The 21,991-nt window shown below is 75.1% G+C and carries 20 protein-coding genes; 7 read left to right on the forward strand and 13 right to left on the reverse strand.

Annotated features, from left to right (window positions below; all coding sequences use genetic code 11):
- Nucleotides 1-166: 166 nt before the first annotated feature.
- Genes GA0070214_RS03295 through GA0070214_RS03330 form a run of 8 tightly spaced genes read right to left on the reverse strand, consistent with a single transcriptional unit; the run spans nt 167 to nt 7,854 of the window.
- Complete coding sequence (locus GA0070214_RS03295) at nt 167-1,414, reverse strand: beta-ketoacyl synthase N-terminal-like domain-containing protein (RefSeq protein WP_091258824.1); 1,248 nt, start codon at nt 1,412-1,414, stop codon at nt 167-169.
- Entirely contained in the window at nt 1,411-2,679 is a 1,269-nt protein-coding gene (locus tag GA0070214_RS03300; RefSeq protein ID WP_091258826.1) for a beta-ketoacyl-[acyl-carrier-protein] synthase family protein, read from the reverse strand. The genes GA0070214_RS03295 and GA0070214_RS03300 overlap by 4 nt, the downstream gene beginning before the upstream one ends.
- Nucleotides 2,676-3,083 carry a cupin domain-containing protein gene (locus GA0070214_RS03305; protein ID WP_091258828.1) on the reverse strand — a complete coding sequence of 136 codons (408 nt, stop codon included), beginning with the start codon at nt 3,081-3,083 and terminating at the stop codon, nt 2,676-2,678. Before GA0070214_RS03305 ends, GA0070214_RS03300 begins: the two co-directional genes overlap by 4 nt.
- Nucleotides 3,080-3,787 carry an SRPBCC family protein gene (locus GA0070214_RS03310; protein ID WP_091258830.1) on the reverse strand — a complete coding sequence of 236 codons (708 nt, stop codon included), beginning with the start codon at nt 3,785-3,787 and terminating at the stop codon, nt 3,080-3,082. The genes GA0070214_RS03305 and GA0070214_RS03310 overlap by 4 nt, the downstream gene beginning before the upstream one ends.
- Entirely contained in the window at nt 3,784-5,301 is a 1,518-nt protein-coding gene (locus tag GA0070214_RS03315; RefSeq protein ID WP_091258832.1) for an acetyl-CoA carboxylase biotin carboxylase subunit, read from the reverse strand. The genes GA0070214_RS03310 and GA0070214_RS03315 overlap by 4 nt, the downstream gene beginning before the upstream one ends.
- Complete coding sequence (gene accB, locus GA0070214_RS03320; RefSeq protein ID WP_091258834.1) at nt 5,301-5,789, reverse strand: acetyl-CoA carboxylase biotin carboxyl carrier protein; 489 nt, start codon at nt 5,787-5,789, stop codon at nt 5,301-5,303. The genes GA0070214_RS03315 and accB overlap by 1 nt, the downstream gene beginning before the upstream one ends.
- Nucleotides 5,786-7,525 carry an acetyl-CoA carboxylase carboxyltransferase subunit alpha gene (locus GA0070214_RS03325; protein WP_091258835.1) on the reverse strand — a complete coding sequence of 580 codons (1,740 nt, stop codon included), beginning with the start codon at nt 7,523-7,525 and terminating at the stop codon, nt 5,786-5,788. The genes accB and GA0070214_RS03325 overlap by 4 nt, the downstream gene beginning before the upstream one ends.
- Entirely contained in the window at nt 7,522-7,854 is a 333-nt protein-coding gene (locus tag GA0070214_RS03330) for a TcmI family type II polyketide cyclase (protein WP_091258837.1), read from the reverse strand. Before GA0070214_RS03330 ends, GA0070214_RS03325 begins: the two co-directional genes overlap by 4 nt.
- 430 nt (nt 7,855-8,284) lie before the next feature.
- Between GA0070214_RS03330 and GA0070214_RS03335 the strand changes: the two genes are divergently transcribed.
- The 6 genes from GA0070214_RS03335 to GA0070214_RS03360 all read left to right on the forward strand — a co-directional run bounded on the left by GA0070214_RS03335 (nt 8,285) and on the right by GA0070214_RS03360 (nt 13,598).
- Nucleotides 8,285-9,112, forward strand: a complete 828-nt coding sequence (locus GA0070214_RS03335) for an AfsR/SARP family transcriptional regulator (RefSeq protein WP_377463465.1) — start codon at nt 8,285-8,287, stop codon at nt 9,110-9,112.
- Between the two features lie 138 nt (nt 9,113-9,250).
- On the forward strand, nt 9,251-9,598 hold the full coding sequence (locus GA0070214_RS03340; RefSeq protein ID WP_091258840.1) for a TcmI family type II polyketide cyclase: 348 nt from the start codon (nt 9,251-9,253) through the stop codon (nt 9,596-9,598).
- Nucleotides 9,599-9,831: 233 nt separating this feature from the next.
- Nucleotides 9,832-10,692: a hypothetical protein gene (locus GA0070214_RS03345; protein WP_091258842.1), complete on the forward strand. Its 861-nt coding sequence runs from the start codon at nt 9,832-9,834 to the stop codon at nt 10,690-10,692.
- A gap of 226 nt (nt 10,693-10,918) precedes the next feature.
- Complete coding sequence (locus tag GA0070214_RS03350; RefSeq protein WP_091258843.1) at nt 10,919-12,121, forward strand: low temperature requirement protein A; 1,203 nt, start codon at nt 10,919-10,921, stop codon at nt 12,119-12,121.
- Nucleotides 12,122-12,240: 119 nt separating this feature from the next.
- Entirely contained in the window at nt 12,241-12,447 is a 207-nt protein-coding gene (locus GA0070214_RS03355; RefSeq protein ID WP_091258845.1) for a hypothetical protein, read from the forward strand.
- Between the two features lie 191 nt (nt 12,448-12,638).
- Nucleotides 12,639-13,598, forward strand: a complete 960-nt coding sequence (locus GA0070214_RS03360; protein ID WP_091258847.1) for a TIGR03557 family F420-dependent LLM class oxidoreductase — start codon at nt 12,639-12,641, stop codon at nt 13,596-13,598.
- Between the two features lie 99 nt (nt 13,599-13,697).
- Here the strand turns inward: GA0070214_RS03360 and GA0070214_RS03365 are convergent, their stop codons facing one another.
- The 3 genes from GA0070214_RS03365 to GA0070214_RS03375 form a co-directional block, all read right to left on the reverse strand.
- A complete protein-coding gene (locus tag GA0070214_RS03365; RefSeq protein ID WP_167364181.1) occupies nt 13,698-15,803 on the reverse strand; it encodes an APC family permease in 2,106 nt (701 codons plus the stop codon).
- A gap of 69 nt (nt 15,804-15,872) precedes the next feature.
- Nucleotides 15,873-16,274: a hypothetical protein gene (locus tag GA0070214_RS03370; RefSeq protein ID WP_091258849.1), complete on the reverse strand. Its 402-nt coding sequence runs from the start codon at nt 16,272-16,274 to the stop codon at nt 15,873-15,875.
- A 132-nt stretch (nt 16,275-16,406) separates the two neighbouring features.
- Nucleotides 16,407-17,273, reverse strand: a complete 867-nt coding sequence (locus GA0070214_RS03375) for an alpha/beta hydrolase family protein (RefSeq protein ID WP_139141739.1) — start codon at nt 17,271-17,273, stop codon at nt 16,407-16,409.
- Nucleotides 17,274-17,396: 123 nt separating this feature from the next.
- Between GA0070214_RS03375 and GA0070214_RS03380 the strand changes: the two genes are divergently transcribed.
- The gene (locus GA0070214_RS03380) at nt 17,397-17,963 is read left to right on the forward strand and encodes a CGNR zinc finger domain-containing protein (protein WP_091258854.1); all 567 of its coding nucleotides are present in this window, start codon (nt 17,397-17,399) and stop codon (nt 17,961-17,963) included.
- A 54-nt stretch (nt 17,964-18,017) separates the two neighbouring features.
- Here the strand turns inward: GA0070214_RS03380 and GA0070214_RS03385 are convergent, their stop codons facing one another.
- The gene (locus GA0070214_RS03385) at nt 18,018-18,788 is read right to left on the reverse strand and encodes a DUF5995 family protein (protein WP_091258857.1); all 771 of its coding nucleotides are present in this window, start codon (nt 18,786-18,788) and stop codon (nt 18,018-18,020) included.
- 111 nt (nt 18,789-18,899) lie between these two features.
- Nucleotides 18,900-21,842, reverse strand: coding sequence for an ATP-binding protein (locus GA0070214_RS03390; RefSeq protein ID WP_091258859.1), 2,943 nt, complete (start codon nt 21,840-21,842; stop codon nt 18,900-18,902).
- Nucleotides 21,843-21,991: the final 149 nt, after the last annotated feature.

Genomic DNA, 21,991 nt, shown 5'->3' on the forward strand with positions numbered 1-21,991 from the left:
ACAGTACGACAGCCGCTGGATCCATTGCTACATGCAAATGGCTAGATCGATAAGGGCGGCTGGGCGGATTGCTCAGGATCGATCGGACAGGCAGGATCGGTGCCACGCCGGCTCGGTACCCCGCCGGCCGCCCCCTGCTGCGCGGCGCGGCGGAGTCCCCGCGGGATCAGCTCCCGTTGGCCGGCGGCGGGGCGGCACCGCGCAGGACCAGGGCACTGTTGAAGCCGTCGAAGCCGCGCGCCCCGACCAGGGCGATACGGCTCCGCGGCGGGCGCGGCCGGCGCAGGAAGGTCAGCTCGCAGCCGGGTGCCGGCTCCTCCGGCCCGGCCGAGGCGGGCAGCAGGCCGTGGTGGAAGGCGAGCAGCGCGGTGGCCGCGTCCAGCGCCGAACCGCCCTGGTGGGCCCGGCCGGTGAGCGGCTTCTGGGTGGTCACCGGCGGGGTCGTCGCACCGAAGACCGTGCGCAGGGCGTCCGCCTCGGCCCGGTCGTACGCCGGCACGCCGAGCGCGTCCGGCCAGATGACGTCCACGTCGTGCGGGCGGACCGCGGCCCGGTCCAGGGCCAGGCGCAGCGCCCGGGCGTAGTGGGTCGGGTCCGGGCCGGCCTCGGCGTCGGTCGGTGCCGCGTCGTGGGTGGCGGCCCAGCCGGTGATCTCCCCGTAGATCCGGGCACCCCGGGCCAAGGCGTGGCCCAACTCCTCCACCACGAAGACGGCGCCGCCCTCGGCCGGCACGTAGCCGGTGGCGCCCGCGTCGAACGGCCGGTACGCCCGCTCCGGGTCCGCCACGTCGCTGAGCAGCCCCGAGCGGAGCTGGCAGGCCAGCGCGTACGGGCTGAGCGGGCACTCGGTCGCCCCGGCCACCACGAGCGGGGTGCCGCGGCGGATGGTCCGCACCGCGTGGGCGAGGCTGTCCAGCCCGCCGGCCGACTCGGAGACGGTCACCCCGCAGGGACCCTTGAGCTGGTGCCGGATGGACAGCTGTCCCACGCTGGCCGCGTAGAACCAGGCGATCGACTGGTACGCCCCGACGGTCCGGGTCGGCCCGCCCCAGAGCCGTTGCAGCTCCCGCTGCCCGAACAGGTTCCCGCCGGAGGAGCTGGCCAGGGTGACCGCCCACTGGTAGGGGTCGGGAGCCTCCTCGGGCAGGCCGGCGTCGTCCAGCGCCAGCCGGGTGGCGGCGAAGCCGAGGTGCGTCCACCGGTCGGTCTGCACCCGCTGCCGGGTGTCGGCGAACCCGGCCGGGTCGAAGTCCGGCACCTCCCCGGCCACCCGTGTCGGATAGCCGGCCGGGTCGAACAGGGTGATCGGCCCGGTGCGCCGGGTGCCGGCGAGCACGGCGTTCCAATGCGCACCGGCGCCGACGCCGGTCGGTGCGACCACCCCGATCCCGGTCACCACGGCCCGGGCGGTCACGGGTGCACCGCCAGACGGCGGAAGATCATCGCGGACTGGAAGCCACCGAAGCCGCTGCCCACCGACAGCGCCACGTCCACCGGCAGCTCCCGGGCCTCGTTGGGCACGTAGTCCAGGTCGCACTCCGGGTCCCGGGTGGCCCAGTTGGCGGTGGGCGGGACCACGCCGTACTCGATGGCCAGCGCGCACGCGGCCATCTCGATGGAGCCGATGGCCCCGAGCGAGTGCCCGACCATCGATTTGATCGAGCTGACCGGCACCCGGTACGCCGTCGCGCCCAGCGCCCGCTTGAACGCGGCGGTCTCGTGCCGGTCGTTCTGCCGGGTGCCCGAGCCGTGCGCGCTCACGTACGACACGGCCGACGGGGCGAGCCGGGCCTGGCGCAGCGCGTCGCTGATGGCCACGGCCATCTCCGCCCCGTCCGGGCGCAGACCGGTCATGTGGAAGCCGTTGCTGCGGCTGGCGTAGCCGGCCACCTCGCAGTAGACGTGCGCGCCCCGGCGGCGGGCGTGCTCGGCCTCCTCCAGCACCAGCACGGCCGCGCCCTCGGCCAGCACGAAGCCGTGCCGGTCGGCGTCGAACGGCCGGGAGGCGTGCTCCGGGTCGTCGTTGTCCGGGCTGGTCGCGCCGATGGCGTCGAAGGAGGCGACGGTGACCGGGGAGATCGGCGAGTCGGCGGCGCCGGCCAGCACGATGTCCGCCTCGCCGTCGGCGACGAGCTGGTGGGCGTACCCGATGGCGTCGATGCCGGAGGTGCAGCCGGTGGAGACCACCTGCGCGGGGCCGTGCAGCCCGTGCCGGGCCGCCACGTCGGCGGCCAGGCTGCTCGGGATCAGCGCCTGATACAGGTACGGCCCGCCGAGGGTGTGGTCGACCAGCCAGTGCCGGCCGGAGTCGCTGACCCGGACGTACTCCTTCTCCAGCGCCATGGTGCCGCCGACCGCGGTGCCGAGCACCACGCCGGTCCGTTCCCGCTCGGCGTCGGAGAGGGTCAGGCCGCTGTCGGCGAGCGCCTCGGCGGAGCAGGCGAGGGCGAACTGCACGTACCGGTCGGCGCGCTGCCGCTCGGCGAGGGTGATGCCGGCGGCGTCCGGGTCGAAGTCGCACTCGGCGGCGATCTGCGAGCGGAACGGCGACGGGTCGAAGAAGCTGATCCGCCGCGTGGCGGTGCGCCCCTCGGTGATGGTCTTCCAGAACCGGTCCCGGGTGGCGCCGCCGGGTGCGACGACGCCGACGCCGGTGACCACGGTGCGCCGGCCGGTCACGACGGTTTCCGGGGTGGTGGGGCGCCCTCGGTGTCGACGTGGCCGAGCTCCGGGCGGGGCGCGAGCGGCCCGAGGTGGAAGACCACCTCGGCCGGCTCGTCGCCGGTGTTGCGCAGCCGGTGCCGCACGTCCTTGGGCACGAACAGCGCCTCACCGGCCGCGAGCGGCACCGGCCGGTCGTCCAGGTCGACCGTGATGGCGCCGCGGGCGACGTAGAGGAACTCCTCGCTGTAGGGGTGGTAGTGCTCGGCGATCCGCTCCCCCGGCGCGAGGGTGGCCACCCCCAGGAAGCCGGAGGTGCTGCCGACGGTCTTCGGGCCGAGCAGCACCCGCAGCTCGCCGCCGCGCCGCCGGTCGGCGGTGACGTCGTGGACGGAGACCCGGGCGGTGGTGGTGTCGGTCATCGTGCGCCTCCCGCGTACGCCCGCTCGATCTTGTCCTTGATGACGGCGAGCTGGACCTTGCTGTTGTTGTTGATCCGCTCGGTCATGCCGGCGTTGTCGACCGGCGCCGTGGGCTTCATGGCGAAGTCCTGCACCCACGTCATCCGGGTGCCGCCGGGGATCTCGTCGTAGCGCCAGTAGATGCGCATGTACTCGAACGGGCCGGTCTCCACCCGCCGGGCGCGCACCTCGCGGGTCGCCGGGTCGGCGGTGCGTTCGCTGACCCAGCTCCACGACGTGCCGTTCTCGTCCGGGTGCATGGTGAGCCGGAACCGGACCGTGTCGCCGTCGGAGTGCAGGATCTCGGCCACCGCGTACTCGGTGAACAGCTCGGTCCACCGGGCCACGTCGTTGGTGATCTCCCACACCAGCGGCAGCGGGGCGGCGATGTCGACGGCGTTCTCGGTGTGCCCGGGCGGGTCCGCCTTCCGGGCCACCAGGTCGGCGACGCCGGCGATGCTCAGCTGTCCGGCCTGCTCGGGGATCTTCACCCGCCACCGGTCGGCCACGACCGCGGAGAGTTCGAGCAGCGCCAGCGAGTCCATGCCCAGCTCCTCCAGGCTGGCGGCCGGGGTGCGGGCGGCCGCGTCGGCGTCCAGGCCGCAGTGGGTCACCAGGATGTCGGTGATCTCGTTGGTGAGCGGGCGGTCGGGGGCGACGGTCATGGGTTCCTCCAGGCGTTCGGGCCGGCGGCGGGCACGGCGGTGACGGGGGTACGGCCGGCCGGGTCGGCGTCGGCGCGGATGTCGGGCACGGCCGGTCCGGCGCGGTCCGGGGCCGCCCCGGCGCCGTTGGGCGGCGGGACGGCGACCGGTACGGCGTCGGCGGCGGGCGGGTTGAGCAGGCGATCGACCAGGGCGGTGGTGTGCCGCCCGGCGCGGAAGGCCGCGTCGTGCAGGACCCGCCGGGCGAACGGGATCGTGGTGCGCACCCCCGGCCCGGCCACCTCGAACTCGCCGAGTGCCCGGTCGAGCCGCGCCAACGCACCGTCACGGTCCGGCGCCCAGACCGCCACCTTCGCCAGCAGCGAGTCGTAGTGCGGGCTGACCAGGTAGCCGACGTGGCCGTGGGTGTCGACCCGGGTGAACGGGCCGCCGGGCGGCCGGAAGCGGTCCAGCCGCCCGGGGGCGGGGGCGAAACCGCGGTCCGGGTCCTCCACGTTGACCCGGCACTCGACCGCCACCCCGCGCAGCCGGACGTCCTCCTGCCGCCAGCGCAGCGGCGTGCCGGCGGCCACGTGCAGCTGCTCGTGGACCAGGTCGACGCCGGTCACCAGCTCGGTCACGGGGTGCTCCACCTGGATCCGGCAGTTGATCTCCAGGAAGTGGCAGCGCTCCGCCTCGTCCACCAGGAACTCGACGGTGCCCGCGCCGGTGAAGCCGACCGAGAGGGCGCCGCGCAGCGCGATCTCCGCGAGGGTGTCCAGGGTGGCCGGCCGCAGCGCCGGGGCGGGAGCCTCCTCGATGAGTTTCTGGTGGCGGCGCTGCACCGAGCAGTCCCGGGTGCCCAGGTGGATGCCGTTGCCGTGGCCGTCGCAGAGCACCTGCACCTCGACGTGCCGGGCGTCGGCCAGGTACCGCTCGACGTAGACCCGGTCGTCGCCGAAGGCGACCTGGGCGGCGGCGCGGGTGCGGGCGTACGCCCGGGGCAGCTCGGCGGCCGAGCGGACCACCGTCATCCCCCGCCCGCCCCCGCCGGCGGCCGCCTTGACGATCACCGGGTAGCCGACCTCGGCGGCCACGTCGAGCGCGTCGGCGGCGGTCGGCAGGGTCCGCACGCTGCCCGGCGGCAGCGGCAGGCCGGCCCGGCTCATCAGGGCCCGCGCCGTGGACTTGTCGGCGAGGGCGGCCATCACCTGCGGCGGCGGGCCGACGAAGGTGAGCCCGTTCTGCGCGCAGATCTCGGCGAAGTCGGCGTCCTCGGAGAGGAAGCCGTAGCCGGGGTGCACGGCCTGCGCGCCGGTCTGCCGTGCCGCCTCGACGATGGCGGCCGCGTTCAGGTAGCTCTGCCGGCTGGACGCCGGTCCGATGCGGACGGTCTCGTCGGCCAGCCGCACCGGCAACGAGTCGGCGTCGGCGCTGGAGTGCACCACCACCGTCCGCACGCCCAGCTCCCGGCACGCCCGCAGCACGCGCAGCGCGATCTCGCCCCGGTTGGCGATCAGCACCTTCTCGAACATCACGCGTCCTGTCCGGTGAGCGGTTCCAGGGCGAGGAGCGGCTGGTCGTACTCGACGGGCTTACCGTCCTCCACGAGCACCTCGGCCACCCGTCCGGCCTGGCCGGCGGTCACCTCGTTCATGAGCTTCATGGCCTCGACGATGCCGACCACCTGGCCGGGCCGGACCACGTCGCCGACCGCCACGAACGGCGCGGCGCCGGGCTCGGGCGACCGGTAGAAGGTGCCCACCACGGGCGCCCGCACCGCCGGCCGGTCCGTCACCGGCGCCGCCGCCGCGACCTGCGGCCCGGTGACCGGGTCCGCCTCGGCACGCGGCGCGGGTGCCGGGTGCGCCGGATGGGCCGGGTGGTGCCACTCCACCTCCAGCACGGTCTCGCCGCTGCGCAGCCGGACCCGGCGCACCGGGCCGGCCAGCTCGGCGACCAGCTTCCGGGCGTGCCGGCTCAGCCCGTCCAGCACCTCCTCGGGCCCGTCCTCCGCGCTCACGGCATGACCTCCGTTCGGGAGCGGTCAGCGGCCTCCACCGCCGGGCTCACCGCGGCCGAGCGGGCCGCGCCGAAGCGGCGGAACCGCTGCCTGCGGCGGCGGACGAGGGTGGCCGGCGGCACGGCGAGCAGCGGGGCGAGGTTCGCGGCGACGGCCCGGCCCAGCAGCTCGGCCGCGCCGGCGGGGTCGCCGTGGGCGGCGGGCGCCGGCTCGGGCACCACCTCGTCGACCACCCCGAGCCGGCACAGGTCGGCGGCGGTGAGCCGCAGAGCCCGGGCGGCCTGCGGGGCGGCCGAGCTGTCCGGCCAGAGGATCGCGGCGCAGCCCTCCGGGCTGATCACCGAGTAGACGGCGTGCTCCAGCATGAGCACCCGGTCGGCCACCGCGAGGGCGAGCGCGCCGCCGCTGCCGCCCTCACCCGTGACCACCGCGACGACCGGCGTGGGCAGCACGCTCAGCGCGAGGATGTTCTCGGCGATCGCGGCGGCCTGGCCCTGCTGCTCGGCGTCCACGCCCGGGTCGGCCCCCGGCGTGTCCACGAGGGTCACCACCGGCAGTCTGAGCCGGGCCGCGAGGCGCATGAGCCGCAGCGCCTTGCGGTGCCCGGCCGGGCTGGCCATGCCGAAGTTGCGCGCCACGAGCTCCGCCGTGGTGTGTCCCTTCTGGTGGCCGATCACCATGACCGGCCGGCCGTCCAGCCGGGCCAGCCCGCCGACGACGGCCGGGCAGTCCGCGCCGAGCCGGTCGCCGTGCAGTTCCACGAAACCGTCGAAGGCGGTCTCCAGGTAGTCCAGCGTGGTGGGCCGGCCGGGGTGCCGGGCCGTGCGCACCGTCTCCCAGGCGTCCCGCGCCGGACCGGTCACGGCCGGGGCTGCGCCGGCCGCGGGGGCCGGTCGCGGCGCCGGCTCCTGCCGGGGTACGGGCACCCGGCGGCCGGCCTCGGCGGCGGCGAGCAGCGCCGTCAACCGGCCGCGCAGCGCGTGCCGGGGCACCACGAGGTCGATCTGACCGTGCCGGAGCAGGAACTCGGCGGTCTGGAAGCCCTCCGGCAGCGTGGCGCCGGTGACCTGGCGGATCACCCGCGGGCCGGCGAAGCCCAGCCGGGCGCCGCTCTCGGCGAGCACCACATCGGTGTTGGTGGCGAAGGAGGCGGCCACCCCGCCGTACGTCGGGTCGGTGACCACGCTGACGGTGAGCAGCCCCGCCTCGCGCAGCCCGGCGACGGCCTGGCTGACCGTGGCCATCTGCATGAGCGACAGCGCGCCCTCCTGCATCCGCGCCCCGCCGGAGGCGGTGACCAGCACCAGCGGCGTGGCGTCGGCCAGCGCGCGCTCGGCGGTGCGGGTGATCAGCTCGCCGACCGCGCAGCCGAGGCTGCCGCCGAGGAAGCGGAAGTCCATCACCGCCAGGGCGACGGGGTGGCCGCCGATGCGGGCGGTCCCGCAGAGCACCGCCTCGTCCAGGCCGGAGCCGGCGCGTGCCGCGCCGAGCCGGTGCGGGTAGGGCAGCGCGTCCACGAACCCGATCGGGTCGACGCGCACGGCGCGGTCCGGCAGCGGGGTGAACGAGTCCGGGTCGACCAGTTGCGCCACCCGGTCCGGTGCGTCGAGCCGGGCGTGCGAACCGCACTCGGGGCAGACGTCGAGGTTGCGGCGCAGCCGCTTGCGGTAGAGCAGCGAGGCGCAGCCGTCGCAGCGGGACCAGAGCTGCTCGTCCTGGGGGGCGGTGGTGGTCACGGCCGCCGCCCGGGAGCGTCGTACCGGTAGAAGCAGTGGGCCATGGCGTCACGCGGCGAGCGCCAGGTCGGCAGGTACGGCGAGATGTACGGGCGCAGCCGCTCGCTGACCCGGACGAACTCGGGATGGCCGCGCGCCTCCTCCACCGCCCCCTCGGCCGGCGCCTCCGTCTCCAGGAGATGGACGTAGAGGTCGTGCAGCCGGTAGAGGGAGCGGTGCCGGACGCCGACCAGGCCCGGCAGCTCGGTCGCGTCGGACGCGGCGAAGATCTCGGCGACCCGATCCTCGGCGGTCGGCACCACCTTGGCGACGATGAGCGAACGGTCCATCCGCGGCCTCCCCTGGGCGTCCCGGTGTGTGGCGACCGGATTCGCCGCACGACTGGCGACACGGTGCCGCCGGCACCGTCAACGCGGCGTCAACCGGACACCATCGGCAGGGGAAGTCGGTGACGCTGCGTTGACGCAAACTGTGCGGTAGCTATGGGAAGATCAACTCCCCGTCATAGATGGCGACACTTTTTCGCAGTTCACAGGCCGTTCGTCCGACCATTACGGACGGTCAGCAAAGCGACGCTCCGTTGACTCAGAGTAACAAGTGTTGATATCCTCCGTACCGGTCAGCCCGGCCACAGCGGGCTTTCTCCGCCACGGCGGAGCCGTTCCGACACCGGCGTCGCGGGCAGCCGAGCCGGGCAATGAGGACGGTCGGGACGAGGGTTCCGGTGCTGGGGGTGCGCCCGTGTCCGGTGGATCGAAGATGCCGACGGCGGAGGATCCCGCCCCAGGGGTGTCGCTGCGCCTGCTCGGCGGGTTCCAGCTGCTGCACGACGACGTCCCCGTGGTGGTTCCCCGGGGCCTGCAACGGGTCATCGCCCTCATCGGGCTGCGCCCGGCCGCCACCCGCAGCCACCTCGCCGGGCTGCTCTGGCCGGAGACCCCGGAGGACCGCGCGCTCTCCTCGCTGCGGACCGCCCTGTGGCGGCTCCGGCAGGACCCCTGCTGCCCGCTGCGCACCGACGGCGACACCGTCCGCCTCGACCCCGCCGTCCACCTCGACGTCGACGAACTGGTGGCGACCGCCGCGCGGGTACGCGACGGCGAGGTCCCCCGCGGCGCCGCCGGCGCCGGCCGGCACGACCTCCTCCCCGGCTGGTACGACGACTGGGTGCTGCTCGAACGGGAACGGCTGCGGCAGCTGCGGCTGCACATGCTGGAGGAACTCGCCGGCAACCATCTCACCGCCGGACGGCACGGCGAGGCCCTGGAGGCGGCGCTGGAGGCGATGGCCGCGGAGCCGCTACGGGAGACCCCGCACCGCCTGGTGGTCCGCATCCACCTCGCCGAGGGCAACGCGTTCGAAGCGGTGCACGCCTTCTACGTCTACCGGGACCTGCTGCTGCGCGAGCTGCGCCTGGAGCCCTCCCCTGCGATGTCCGCGCTGCTCGACGAGACCCTCGCCCCGATCCGGCGGGCCACGCGGAGGGAGGCGCCGCAGCGGCGCGCCGACCGCACCAACGCCCCCGGCCGGTCCACCGGCTCCGGGGCGCGCGGCCCGGCCGCGCCCACCACGCCGCACTCCCGTTGACCGCGGCGTCACCACCGCCATCAATGGCACCGTCGGGATCGTGACGGCCAGGTGACAGCCGACCCGCGAGGGTGTGCCCCACGGTGGCCGACACCCTGGGCCGGGGTCGGCGCATCACCAGCGGCGAGAGGGGTCCCGATGAGTCGACTGTTGGTCGTCAGCCGGATCGTGCCGGGGGCGCAGGGCCGGGTGGCCCAGATCTTCGCCGAGTCCGACGCCACCGAACTGCCACGGCTCACCGGGATCCGGCACCGGTCGCTGTACTACCTGCACGACCTGTGCGTGCACCTCATGGAGACCGTGGACGTCGACCCGGACCTGGCCGCCGAGGTCCGCAGCAACCCGCTCTACCAGCAGGTCAACGAACGGCTGTCGGCGCACACGTCGCCGTACCTGCCGACCTGGCGCTCCCCCCGCGACGCCGTGGCCGGCTGCTTCTACAGCTGGGACGCGGTCGACCTGCCGGCGCCCCGCCGGCCCTGCTGAGCGTTCCCCGCGAAGAGCGGGGCGCCCCGGACCCTCGAACGGCACCAGGGTCCGGGGCGTCCCTTCGCCGCCCGCCGCGGCACACGCTCGGTCATCCCGCGGCCACCGGCCGGCACCGTCCGTCCCAGGACGGCGTCCGGCCGCCGACCTCCCTGTCGCCCCGCGCGTACGTGTGCGAAGCTGCCCCGAGTTTTCTCGCGATTGTCGTGCACGTACATAGGAGGAGGTTGGCCATGCCGTCGAGCTTCGGGGAGTGGCTGGTCGTGATCCTGGCCCTGCTGGTGGGCCTGGGCATCGGGTGGGTGGTGAGCGGCCGTCGCAGCGCCGCCGGCGCCGGCACGCCCACGGTGGAGGGTGCCGCCGCCCCGGCGCCCGAGGTGACCGCCACGGTCGACCGGGAGCGGCCGGAGGCCGTGGTCGACGAGGTGCCGCCGCCCGCCGCGGTGACCGAGCAGCCGGCCCCGGTGGAGCAGGAGCCCGCCCCGGCCGCCGCCACGCTGGCCGCCGATGCCACGCCGCTGCCGTCCACCGAGCCGGTGACGGTCGCCGAGCCGGTCGCGTCCGACGAGGAGCCGGCCCGCACGGTGGCGGCCGAGGAGGCGCAGCCGGTCACCGATCCGGTGACCGCCGACGAGGAGGCCGAGCCGGCCCGCACCGCGCCGGAGCCGGTGGCCGCGGCCGAGGAGCCGGCCGCCGCGACCGAGCCGGTACCGGTGGCCGTGCCGGCCGAGCCGGTTGCCGAGCCGGCGGTCGAGGAGCCGGTGGCCGAGGCGGAGCCGGTCGCGCCGGTGGCGGTGCCCGCGCCGCGCGCCGCCGTCGAGGACGCCGCTCCGGCCCAGGTGGACGCCGCCGACGACTTCCGGCGGATCCAGGGCATCGGACCGAAGCTGGCCGCCGCCCTCCAGGCCGCCGGAATCCGCACCTACCAGCAGCTCAGCGAGCTGGACGAGGCAGCGCTGCGGGAGACCGTCAAGGCCGCCGGCCTGCGCGCCGCCCCGGGTCTCGCGACCTGGTCGCAGCAGGCCAAGGTGCTGGCCGGCGCCCGCGCCGAGGCCGAGCGGGTGCTACCGGTCGGCACCGGCGAGGACGCCTGACCCGACGCACCGGGCCGGTGGTGACCGACGGTCACCACCGGCCCGCGCCGTGTCCGGCGACCGTCGAGCCGGCCGGTTCCGGCCGATCCGGTCGGGCACGGCCGCCGACCGCGCCTCGGACGAGCGCGAATGCCGGAAACCCGGCACGGGTCCCGGCGGGCGTCGCTACGGTCGGTGCAGGGCCGGACGGCCCGCCGCGCCGATCCCGCCACCGCAGGAGCAGCTCGTGCCCACCGCCACGCCGGAGCAGCCCGCCGAGCGGCGGCCCCCGGTGCGCGATCCCGAGGCACCGCGCCGGGTCACCCTGCTGGAGCTCTTCTTCGACCTGGTGTACGTGGTCGCGCTCTCGCTCATCTCGCGCGGCCTGATCACCGAGGTCGACTGGCAACGGGCCCTCCAGTCGCTGATCATGCTGATGGCCATGTGGTGGACCTGGGCGATCACCACCCTGGTCACCGACCTGTACGACCCGCAACGCTCCGAGATCAAGCTGCTGATCATCGCGGTCATGTTCGGCGCCCTGCTGATGACCACCGCCATCCCGGAGGCCTTCGGCGCCCGCGGGCTGGTCTTCGCCGGGACGTACGTGGCGATCCATCTCGGACGCGGACTGTTCCTCATGCCGACGGTCCGGCGCCACCGGCAGACCCAGCGCCGGGCGGCCCGCATCTTCGTCTGGTTCGCCACCTCCGCGATCCCCTGGCTCGTCGGCGCCACGGTGAGCGGCCACGCCCGCGAGATCCTCTGGGCGGTGGCCCTGGGCATCGACTACCTCGGGTTCCGGCTCGCGTACCCGGTGCCCGGTCTCGGCGTGGTGCCGGACGCCCAGCGCAACGTGACCGCCGAGCACCTCTCCGAGCGGTACCAGCAGTTCTTCATCATCGCGCTGGGCGACGCCATCCTGGTCACCGGCACCGTCTTCAGCCTGCACCACTCCGAGACGGAGAACATCGGGGCCTTCGCCATCGCGTTCGCCACCACGCTGCTGCTCTGGCGGATCTACGTGCACAAGTCCGGGGAACTGCTGCCGCACGCCATCGCCAGGTCGAAACAGCCGAGCAAGTTCCTGAACTCCGCCCCCTACACCCACCTGCTCATGGTGGCCGGGGTGGTGACCAGCGCGTCCGGCTTCGACCTGGTGCTGCTCGAACCGACCGGGCGGACGCCGCCGGCCTGGCTGGCGGTCATCCTCGGCGGGCCGGCACTGTTCCTCGCCGGTCGCGCCGCCTTCGAGTACGAGGTGTTCAGCCGGGTGTCCCGCTCCCGTCCGGGCGGCGTCCTGGCGCTGCTCACCATCTCCCCCGGTCTGCTGTTCCTCGCCCCGGTCTACGCGGCGCTCGGAGCGATGCTGGTGCTGGCCGGGGTGGCCGTCGCCGACCACCTGCGCAGCCGCGGACGGCCGCCGGAGGACCCTTCGCCGCCGCACTGAGCCCGGTTCCGGATGGTCGGAATCGGCCGCGCCGCACCGGCGGCTCCGTTTGACCGTTCACCCGCTCTGGGTACATGGCCTTCACCTCGAATCCACCACAACCCCAGTGGAGGCAACCCATGCGCGGCACCTCGATACTCGGCGTCATCGTCGTCATCTGGCTCATCATCGGCGCGATCGCCGCCGGACAGCGTGGCTACTACGGCAACGACGACACCAACTGCGCCGAGGCCGGCACCATCCTGGTCACCATCGTGGCCGGCCCGCTGAACTACATCGGCGCGAACCCCAAGGTGGACTGCGAGCTCCCCCAGCCGTCCAAGTAGGCCCGACCCCTCACCACCCCCGGCCCGCGCCCCGCTCCCCCGCGGCGCGGGCCTCTCCGTGCCCGGCGTAGACGGTGTCACCGCCTCTAGCGCGTCCTAGGAGGCTGGGCTCCTCGCGCCGAGGGCGTTTGCCCGGCCGACCGGTGGGAAGGGCAGCGGTCCAGCCGCGCAGGGGACGGGAGACCAGGGCGATGCAGATCGGCTACAAGCTGGCCTCGGAGGCCTTCGGCCCGCAGGAACTCATCCGGCAGGCGGTCCGCGCGGAGCAGGCCGGCTTCGACTTCGTCGAGATGAGCGACCACTACCACCCCTGGCTGGAGGTGCAGGGCCACTCCTGCTTCACCTGGAGCGCGCTCGGCGCCATCGCCGCGAAGACCAGCACGCTCGGCCTGGCCACCGGGGTCACCTGCCCCTCGGTCCGCTACCACCCGGCGATCATCGCCCAGGCCGCGGCCACCCTGGCGCTGATCTCCGACGGCCGGTTCACCCTCGGTGTGGGCGCCGGCGAGCGGCTCAACGAGCACGTGGTCGGGCAGGGCTTCCCGAGCGTCCGCGGCCGGCACGAGCGGCTGCGCGAGGCCCTGGAGATCATCCGGCTGCTCTGGCAGGGCGGCTACCAGTCGTACGAGGGCCGGCACCTCCAGCTGGAGGACGCCCGGGTCTGGGACCTGCCGGACACACCGCCGGTGATCGCCGTGGCGGCCAGCGGACGGTCCTCCGCCGCGACGGCCGCCGAACTGGGCGACGGTCTGTTCGCCACCGAGCCGAAGTCGTCGATCGTGGCGCACTACCGGGAGGCCGGCGGGCAGGGGCCGCGCTACGCGGAGGTGCCGATGGCCTGGGCGTCCGACGAGGAGCAGGCGGTCCGGGCGGCGAAGGAGACCAGCCGGTGGGCGGTCACCGGGTGGAAGGTGATGAGCGAGCTGCCCAACCCGGTGAACTTCGACGCGGCGACGGTCTGGGTGGAGGAGCAGCACATCCGGCAGCAGTTCTCGGTCGGGCCGGACCCGGAGCCGCACCTGGCGAAGGCGAAGGCCTACGTCGAGGCCGGCTTCGACCACATCGTGCTGCAGAACGCCGGCCCGGACCCGGACGGCTTCCTCGATTTCTGCCAGGGCGGATTCGTCGACCGGGTACGCGCACTCGGCTGATCGGGGCGCCGGTAGCCGGGCGCAGCCCGGTGCGGGTGGCGGTGGGCGTACCCCTGAGGTCGTCGGACCGGGACGGACGCCGGCGGCCCGCGGCGGTGCTCAGCCACCGACGTGGATGCCGGGCCGGCGGGCGGGGTCCGGCTCGGACTTGCGGATGATCTCCCGGACCACCGGCGGGGTGTCGCCGCGGCCGAGGATCAGGTAGCGCAGCAGGTGCGCGATGGGGTTGCCCTCGGACCACTCGAAGTGGCAGTGCGGGCGGACCCCGGTGGCGTCACGCAGCGCCAGCAGGATGGCCGCGATGGCGTTGGGCGCGGCGGGGCTGTTGGCCCGCAGGATCCGGTACCCGCCGACCTCGACCCCGTGCACCCGCAGCACCTCGCTGAACCGCGAGGGGTCGCTGATGTCGATCTCCAGGAAGAGCACGTCGGCGGCGCCGGGCACCGGGTTCATGCCGCGCTGCGCGCGTTCCTTGAGCCGGTACTCCTTCAGCGAGCCGCTCTGCCGCTTGTTCGCGATGAGGTGCAGCCGGCCGTCGTGGGCGATCGAGTCGGCGACGAACCGCCGCGCCGCGTCGTCGAACTCGATCCGCTCGGCGCGCAGTTCCGTGGTGCGGGACACCCGGGAGATCAGCGAGACGGCGACGATGCCGGCGATGAACAGGCCGGAGATGGTGATGCCGTCCGGCTTCTCGATGACGTTCTCGACGAGCGCGTAGAGCAGCACCAGGGTGAGCACCGTGAAGCCGATGCCGGCGAACGGGTGCCGGGACCGGTACGCCGAGATGGTCACCGCGATCGCGCCGGAGACCATCATGGCCAGGATGCCGGTGGCGTACGCGCCGGCCTGGGCGTTGACGTCGGCCCGGAAGGCGACCGTGATGGCGATGCTGATGGCGGTGTAGACCAGCACCACCGGCCGGACCGCCCGGCCCCACTCGGGCGCCATGCCGTAGGAGGGCAGGTAGCGGGGCACGATGTTGATGAGGCCGGCCATCGCGGAGGCCCCGGCGAACCAGAGGATGAGGATGCTGCTGATGTCGTAGATCGTGCCGAACGCCTCGCCGAGGTGCTCGTGGGCCAGGAAGGCCAGCGCGCGGCCGCTGGCCGCTCCACCGGGGGCGAAGTCGCGCTCCGGGATCAGCACGGTGGTGACGAAGGTGGTGGCGATGAGGTAGACCGACATGATCAGCGCGGCGGTGGTGAGCAGCTTGCGCGTGTTGCGGATCCGCGCCGCCAGCCGGTGCTCGGCGTCCTCGCCGCCGCCCTTGACCAGCGGCATCATGCTCACCCCGGTCTCGAAGCCGGAGAGGCCCAGCACCAGCAGCGGGAACGCGAGCACGCTGGTGGCCAGCACGTCGCCCGCGCCGCCCGTCCGGGCCAGCCGGTCGGTCCAGCCGCTGAGCGTCCCCGGGTCGGCGGCGATCTCGGCCAGGCCGACCACCACGATCACCGCGTTCAGCGCGAGGAAGACCGCGACGAGGGGGATGGCGACCTGCACCGCCTCGCTGAACCCCAGGAGGAACACCCCGCCGAGGATGAGCAGCAGCACCACGGTCACCAGCACGGCGGCCGTGGCGCCGTGCGGGAACGACTCGGGCAGGATCGGGTTCTCCAGCAGGTGCACGGTGGCGTCCGCGGCGGAGAGCGTGATCGTGATGATCCACGAGGTGGCCACGAAGCCGAGCAGCACCAGCACGAAGACCTTGCCGCGCCAGAACGGCAGCAGCCGTTCCAGCATGGCCACCGAGCCCTGCCCGTGCGGGCTCTCCCGGGCCACCCGCCGGTACATGGGCAGCATCCCGAACAGGGTCAGCGCGACGATCAGCAGGGTCGCGAGCGGGCTCAGCGCGCCGGCCGCCACCGCCGCGATGCCGGGCAGGTAGGACAGGGTGGAGAAGTAGTCCACGCCGGTCAGGCACATGACCTGCCACCAGGGGTGCGCCGGCGCCTGGTGCTCCCGGGTCTCCGGGCCGACCGGCTGCACCCGGTGCTGGAACAGCCAGCGGGTGAGCCGGCTGGTCGGCTGGCCCGGCCGGACGGGGCTCTCCACGCGCTCCGGAAGCGTCGCGGGTCCCCGCCGGACACGGTCGCCGAGTTCGGGGTCGCGGGCGGCGCGCAGCGCCCGGTCCGCCGGGGTCGACTGCCCGTGGTGGCGGCGCCCCCGCGCCCGCCGGGGCTGCGCCCCGTCCCGTGCCTCCGCCATGTGCACCCCTTCAGGCCCTGAACCGACGGTAGGCGGTGGGCGGGGTGCGGCCCGGCGGAACCGGGCAAGTCAGGGCGGGGCCACCAGGGCGTCGCGCAGCGCCTCCGGGTCGGTCACCGTCACCGTGACGGCCGGGTGGCGCGGCCACGGGCCGGGGACGAGCGCCGGCACGGGCATGGCGAGGCGGATGCAGACCCCGGCGGCCACGCCGGTGCCGAAGGTGACCCCGCCGTCGGCCAGGGACAGGTGCGGGCCGACCGCCCGCCACCAGCGGTACGGGCCGCCCAGCTCGACCCCGCTGACGTTGTCCCGCGCGGTGCGCAGCCGCCAGGGGCCGAACCGCACGGTCAGCTCGTCCCGGCCCAGCTCGACCCGGGCGGTCTCCGGCCGCACCCCGAGCAGGGCCAGCGGCAGCCGGAACGCCGGGTCGAACCGGAAGGCGAAGCGGCGGACCGGTTCGATGGGCGGCATGGCCGCCGGGTACCCGGTCGGGCCGGCCCGACACCCGGTCGCGCCGTCAGCCCGGACCGGCCCAGCCGGTCCCCCGCCGGCCGCGACCGGACGGCGCCTCCCGACGCCGCCCGGTCCCGTGGTGCCCTCGGGTCATCCGCGCAGCCCCAGCCGGCCGGCCAGCCAGGCGAGCCGGTCGTCCCGGGTGCGGGCGGCGCCCAGGTCGTGTTCCTCGTCGGGGTAGAGCGACACCTTCGCCTGCGGCGCCGCGGCCGCGAAGGCGGCGCGGGTCCCGGCGCCGACGAAGCGGTCCGCGCCGGCGAACTGGAGGTACGCCCCGGCGCCGAGCCGCCCCACCAGGTCCACCGGGTCCAGGCCGGTGAAGACCGCCCGGTAGGCCTCCTTCTCCCCCGCCGGCAGCTGGAGCCAGTAGAGGTCGAACCAGTTGGCCCAGGAGGCGTCCGGGGCGAGCAGCACGGCGGTGCGCAGCCCCGGCTCGCGGGCGGTCAGGTCGACGGCGTACATGGCGCCGTAGTCGTGGCCGACCACCGCGGTGCGGGTCCGGTCCACACCCGGCTCGGCGAGCAGCCGCCGGTACGCCGCGTGCACCGCGTCGAGCTGGGCGGTGACGGCGGCGCGGTCCCGGGCGTCGCCGACCGGGTCGCCCGCCCACGGGAAGGTGAGCTGCGGCAGCACGGACACCACGCCCCGGCCGGCCAGGGCGGTCGCCTCGGCCAGGAACTCACTGCGGTCCTGGCTGGCCCGGCCGGGCTCGAACCAGTGCAGGTCCAGCACCCCGGCCAGCCCGCCGCCGGCGCGCTGCGGCCGGACCAGCCAGGCCCGCACGGCCGGCTGCCCGGCGACCGGAATCTCGATGTCGCGCACCACCGTGGGCGCCGCGTGGCCCGCGGCCGCCGGGGCCGGCTCGGCGGGTGCCTCCGCCTGGGCGCCGCCGGCACCGGCGAGCGCGCCGACGACCAGCAGCGCGGCCACGGACACGAGGACGGGAAGACGTCTCATGCGCCACCTCCATAAGTTTCTAAATGCGTTTTATAACTGACGACGCTAGGATGGCGGGCGGCGATCGGTCAAGTGCGGAGGGACGGCGGGCGTGTCGGCAACCGGACGAGGGAAGAGGCGCGGATGAGCGCGGTGCCACCCCTGGAGCCGGCGCTGCGCCTGGCCGTCGCGCTGCTGCACAGCTACTGGGTGCTCCAGGACCCGGTCGACCAGCTCTCGGTGGCCCGGCTGCGGGCCGCCGCCCGGGAACTCGGCCTCGCCGAGGTCGCCGAGCCGCTCGGCGAGGCCGACCTGCCCCGGCTGCGCGAGCTGCGCGACCGGCTCCACGGGGTGTTCGCCGCGCCCGACCCGGCCGCCCGGGTGGCCACGCTCAACGAGGTGCTGGCCGAGGTGAGCGCCGGCACGGCGGTCGAGCCCGGGCCCGACGGCACCCTGCGGCTCACCCCGCTGCCCCGGCCCGGCCCGGTCGGGCCGTTCGCCGCCCTGGTCACCGGTGCGCTCGCCCGGGCCGCCGCCACCGGCGGGGCGGAACGGTTCGGCGTCTGCGCGGCCGAGGGGTGCGACGCGCCCTATCTGGACCGGACCCGGGCCGGCCGGCAGCGCTACTGCTGCGAGCTGTGCAACAACCGCGCCGCCGCGGCGGCGTACCGGGGGCGGTCCCGGCGCGGCGGACCTGGCAACGCCGCGTGACGGGCGGCGTCCCCGCGTCCCGCGCCGACGGGACGCGGGGACCCCCCGTCCCGGCTACTGGAGGAACGCCCCGAGGGGCGACAGCAGCAGCCGGCCGAGCAGTGCGGCGTTGTCGTCCAGCCGCATCCGCTCACACTCGCGGGCGTCCGGGTCGTGCCGGCAGCGCCAGATCTTCTGCGCGTTGCGCCAGGCCACGTTCCGGGTGTACTCGACCAGTTCGCCCTGGTACCAGTCGTCGATGTCGCCGTTCACCATGTCGATCATCAACTGCCAGTGGTCCAGGTAGCCGCGGCGCAGCTCCGGGATCCGCTCGGCGAAGATCTTGTTGATCTCCAGGTAGTCGCGGTGCTGGTCGCTGCCGTCCACCGGTTCGGAGTCCAGGCTGTCGAAGGTGGTCACCAGCGCGAACGGCAGGTCGTAGTTGATGTGGGCGTTCACCCCGGCGGCGGCCGACGGCAGCGGGCGGGCGTCCGGGCCGCGCATCCGCTGGAACAGGCACGACCAGGCCTTCGGGGTGCTCGGGTGGGAGTCGGTCCAGAACCGGAGCGCGTCGAAGTAGCGGGCGGCGAACTCCACGTCGAGGCGGGCCAGGAAGGCCGGGTCGGTGAAGCGGTCGTCGTACAGCCCGTCGAGGACCGTGGAGGTGATGACCAGGTAGAGCTTGTTGAAATCCGCCAGCGGGCAGCTCTCCTCCAGCGGGGGCAGCCGGACCAGCAGGTCCTGGAGCTTCGTGAGGTGGTCGACGACCGCCGGCACGTCGGCGGGGTGGTCGGCGAGCAGCCCCACGATGTCCTGGTGCACGGGACCCCAGACCGGTTCGGTCATCTCTCCTCCACAGTGGTCGGCGCCCCCCACGACGCCACCCGGTGACGCTGGACAGCCTTCCAGCGGCGTACGCCGGCCGGATCAGTAGAACGACGTATTGCCGACGTACGGCTAGTCGGCGTTGTTGCGCAGGAAGATGGCGCTGGCCTGCACCCGGGTGCGGACCTGGAGCTTGTCAAAGATGTGCGACACGTGCACGCCGATGGTCCGCTCGCTGATGAACAGCCGCTGGCCGATCTCCCGGTTGGTCAGCCCCTCGGCGACCGCCGCGAGCACCTCCCGCTCCCGGGCCGTGAGCACGACCAGCTCGTCCACCGTGGGCGCGGCCGGCGCCGCGGCCCGGGGCCGGGGCGCCGGACGGGCGGCGGCCGGGACCTCGTCCAGGGCCACCCGGGCCCGCCCGGCCAGGGTACGGATCTCCTCGCTCAGCGGCAGCGCGCCGAGCGCCTGGGCCGTCCCGTGGGCCTGCCGCAGCAGCTTCCCGGCGGTGGCCAGCCGGCTGCGCCGGCCCAGGAGCGCCTCGGCCTGCCGCAGCCGCGAGTACGCCGCCGGGTAGGGGTGGTTGCGGCGGTCCCACTCGACGGCCGCGCGGGCCCACAGCTCGGGGTCGCCCCGGCCGTCGTCCAGCCGGCTCAGCTCGGCGGCACAGAGCGCCAGGAACCCGTCGGCGACGTAGCGCACCGGTGCGCCGGCCTTCCCACTCTTGGCGGCCACCCGGTCGACCACCTCGCGCAGCCGGCGGACCGCGTTCTGGTCCACCTCGACGGTGCGGCTCGCGGACGCCTCCGCCTCCGCGCGCAGCCCGTGCCAGGCCAGGGTGGCCAGCACGATGACGTCGTCGGAGCGGCTCTCGGTCAGGCCCCGCTGGACCGCCTGCCGGGCCAGGTCGTGCCGGCCCTGCCACATGGCCAGCCCGGCGCGCAGGATGAGCATCGGCAGCACGTGCCGGGCCCCGCCGCCGGCCAGCACGGTGGCGACCGCCTCCAGGTCGCGGTCGGAGGCCTCGACGTCGCCGTAGCCGACGGAGAGCCGGCACCGGGCCAGCAGCAGCTCGACCGCGTCGGCGCCCGACGGGCGGTGCCGCAGCGCGGCGGCCACCACCTTCTCGGCCTCGGCCCACTGCCCCACCCGGAACAGCCCGTTCGTGGCGATGGCCAGCAGCCGGGTCTCCCAGGTGCGGCCGAGCCCCAGCTCGGCGACCCGCTCGGCGCCCCGGCGGGCCACCACCACGCCCTCCTCGAGGATGTTCAGCGGCCCGGTGAGCAGCTCGGCCAGATGCAGGTACGCGCAGGCCACGTCCTCCGGCCGGCCCGACCGCTCGGCGATGTCCAGCGCCTCGCGCATGACGGCCAGCCCGGCGTCCGGATCCTCCAGGTAGGCCTCGCTGAAGCCGAGCGCGGAGCTGGCCAGCACCACCTCCGAGGCGGTGCCCTCGACGTCGGCGGCCAGCCGCAGCGCCTCCCGGGCCTGGTCGCCGGCCTCGGCGTAGCGGCCCAGGTGCAGCAGCAGCTCGGCCAGGCGGGCGGCGGCCGTGGCGCGTTCCCGGGGCGTGCAGTCCTCGGCCGCGAGCACCCGCCGGTACTCCGCCTCGGCGGGTGCGGACCGGCCCGCGGCGGCCAGGTAGCGCGCCCGCCGGATGTGCAGGGCACAGGTGGGCGGGCCGGCCGGGTCGGCGGCCAGCTCCTCCAGCAGGGCCAGCGCGCGGGCGTGCTCGCCGCAGTGGTGCGCCGACTCGGCGGCGTGCGTCAGCAGCTCGGCCCGGTCGGCCTCGACCGGCTCGGGCCGGCCGCCGTCGGGCAGCACGGCCGGCGGGGTGGTGGCCAGGGTCAGCGCGGCCGACCAGTGGCGGTGCGCCTCGGCGTAGCCGTGCAGCCGCTCGGCCTCGCGGGCGGCGGCCATCGCGGCCGGCAGCGCCCGGGCCGGCTCGCCGGCCAGCCGCCAGTGGTGCGCCAGCCGGGCCTGATGCAGCTCGGCGGTCGCCGAGGTCAGCGCCTCGGCGTAGCGGCGGTGCAGCGCGGCCCGCTCGGCGGGGAGCAGCTCGTGGGCGAGCACCTCGGCCACCAGGCGGTGCCGCAGCCGGTAGCCGTCGTCGGCGCCGACCAGCAGCCGGTGCGCCACCGCCTCCCGGACCGCCTCGATGAGCTGGTCCTCGGGCAGCCGGACCACCTGGGCCAGCAGCCAGTGCTCGACCGGCTCGACACCGGCGGCGACCGCGTGCACCACGGCGTGCGCGGGCTGCGGCAGCGCGTCGACCCGGGCCAGGAAGACCTCGCGCAGCGTGTCGGACAGGCCATCGTGGCCGTCGCGCAGGTCGCGGGCCAGCTCCTCCACCACGAACGGGTTGCCGCCGCTGCGCTGCCACAGCTGGTCGGCGGCCTCGGGAGGCAGCGGCGTGCCGACGATCGCGGCGGCCAGCTCGTCGGTGCCGGCCCGGTCCAGCGGCGCCAGGTCGACCACCCGGACCGAGCGCAGCCGGCGCAGCTCGGTGAGCACCCGGCGCAGCGGGTGCGCGCCCTGCAACGACTCGGCCCGGATCGCGGCGAGCACCGAGAGCTGGAGGTCGCCGAGACCGGCGAGCAGGTAGAGCAGGAGCTGGCGGGTGCTGCGGTCGACCCACTGGAGGTCGTCGAGGACGAGCACCAGCGGCCGCCCGCCGGCGACCAGGTGCAGGCCACGCGACACCCGCTCCAGCAGCGCGCCCGCGCCGTCCGGGCCCGGGGTCTCCTCGTCGAAGACCTGGAGCAGGCCACGGACCGCGGAGGAGGTGCGGGCCTCGGTCAGGTCGGCGTCGAGGCGGCGCAGCGCCTGGCGCAGCGGGTGCAGCGGCGAGGCGTCGCCGATGTCGAGGCAGGTGCCGGTGAGGACCAGCGCGCCCGCGTCCCGCAGGCGCTCGACGGCCTCGGCCAGCAGCCGGGTCTTGCCCACCCCGCTCTCGCCGCTGAGGAACACCGCGGCGGTCTGCCCGGGGGCGACGTCGTCGAGCAGCGCCGACCGCAGCGCCGCCATCGTGTCGGCACGGCCGACGAGCGGCGCGGTGTCCACATCGCTGGCCATGCCCCGCAGCCTAGTCACAGGGTCCCGCACCGTTCTACGGGCTCAACGCCCTTGTGGTACTCCTCGCGTCGACATTACGACTAATGGTTGCGGGTGGTCGACATACGTCGTCCTACCGATCCCCCGAGGACCCGGTGGTGAAAGTCTCC

Origin of the sequence: Micromonospora chaiyaphumensis (assembly GCF_900091435.1) — a bacterium.
Taxonomy (GTDB): Bacteria; Actinomycetota; Actinomycetes; order Mycobacteriales; family Micromonosporaceae; genus Micromonospora; species Micromonospora chaiyaphumensis.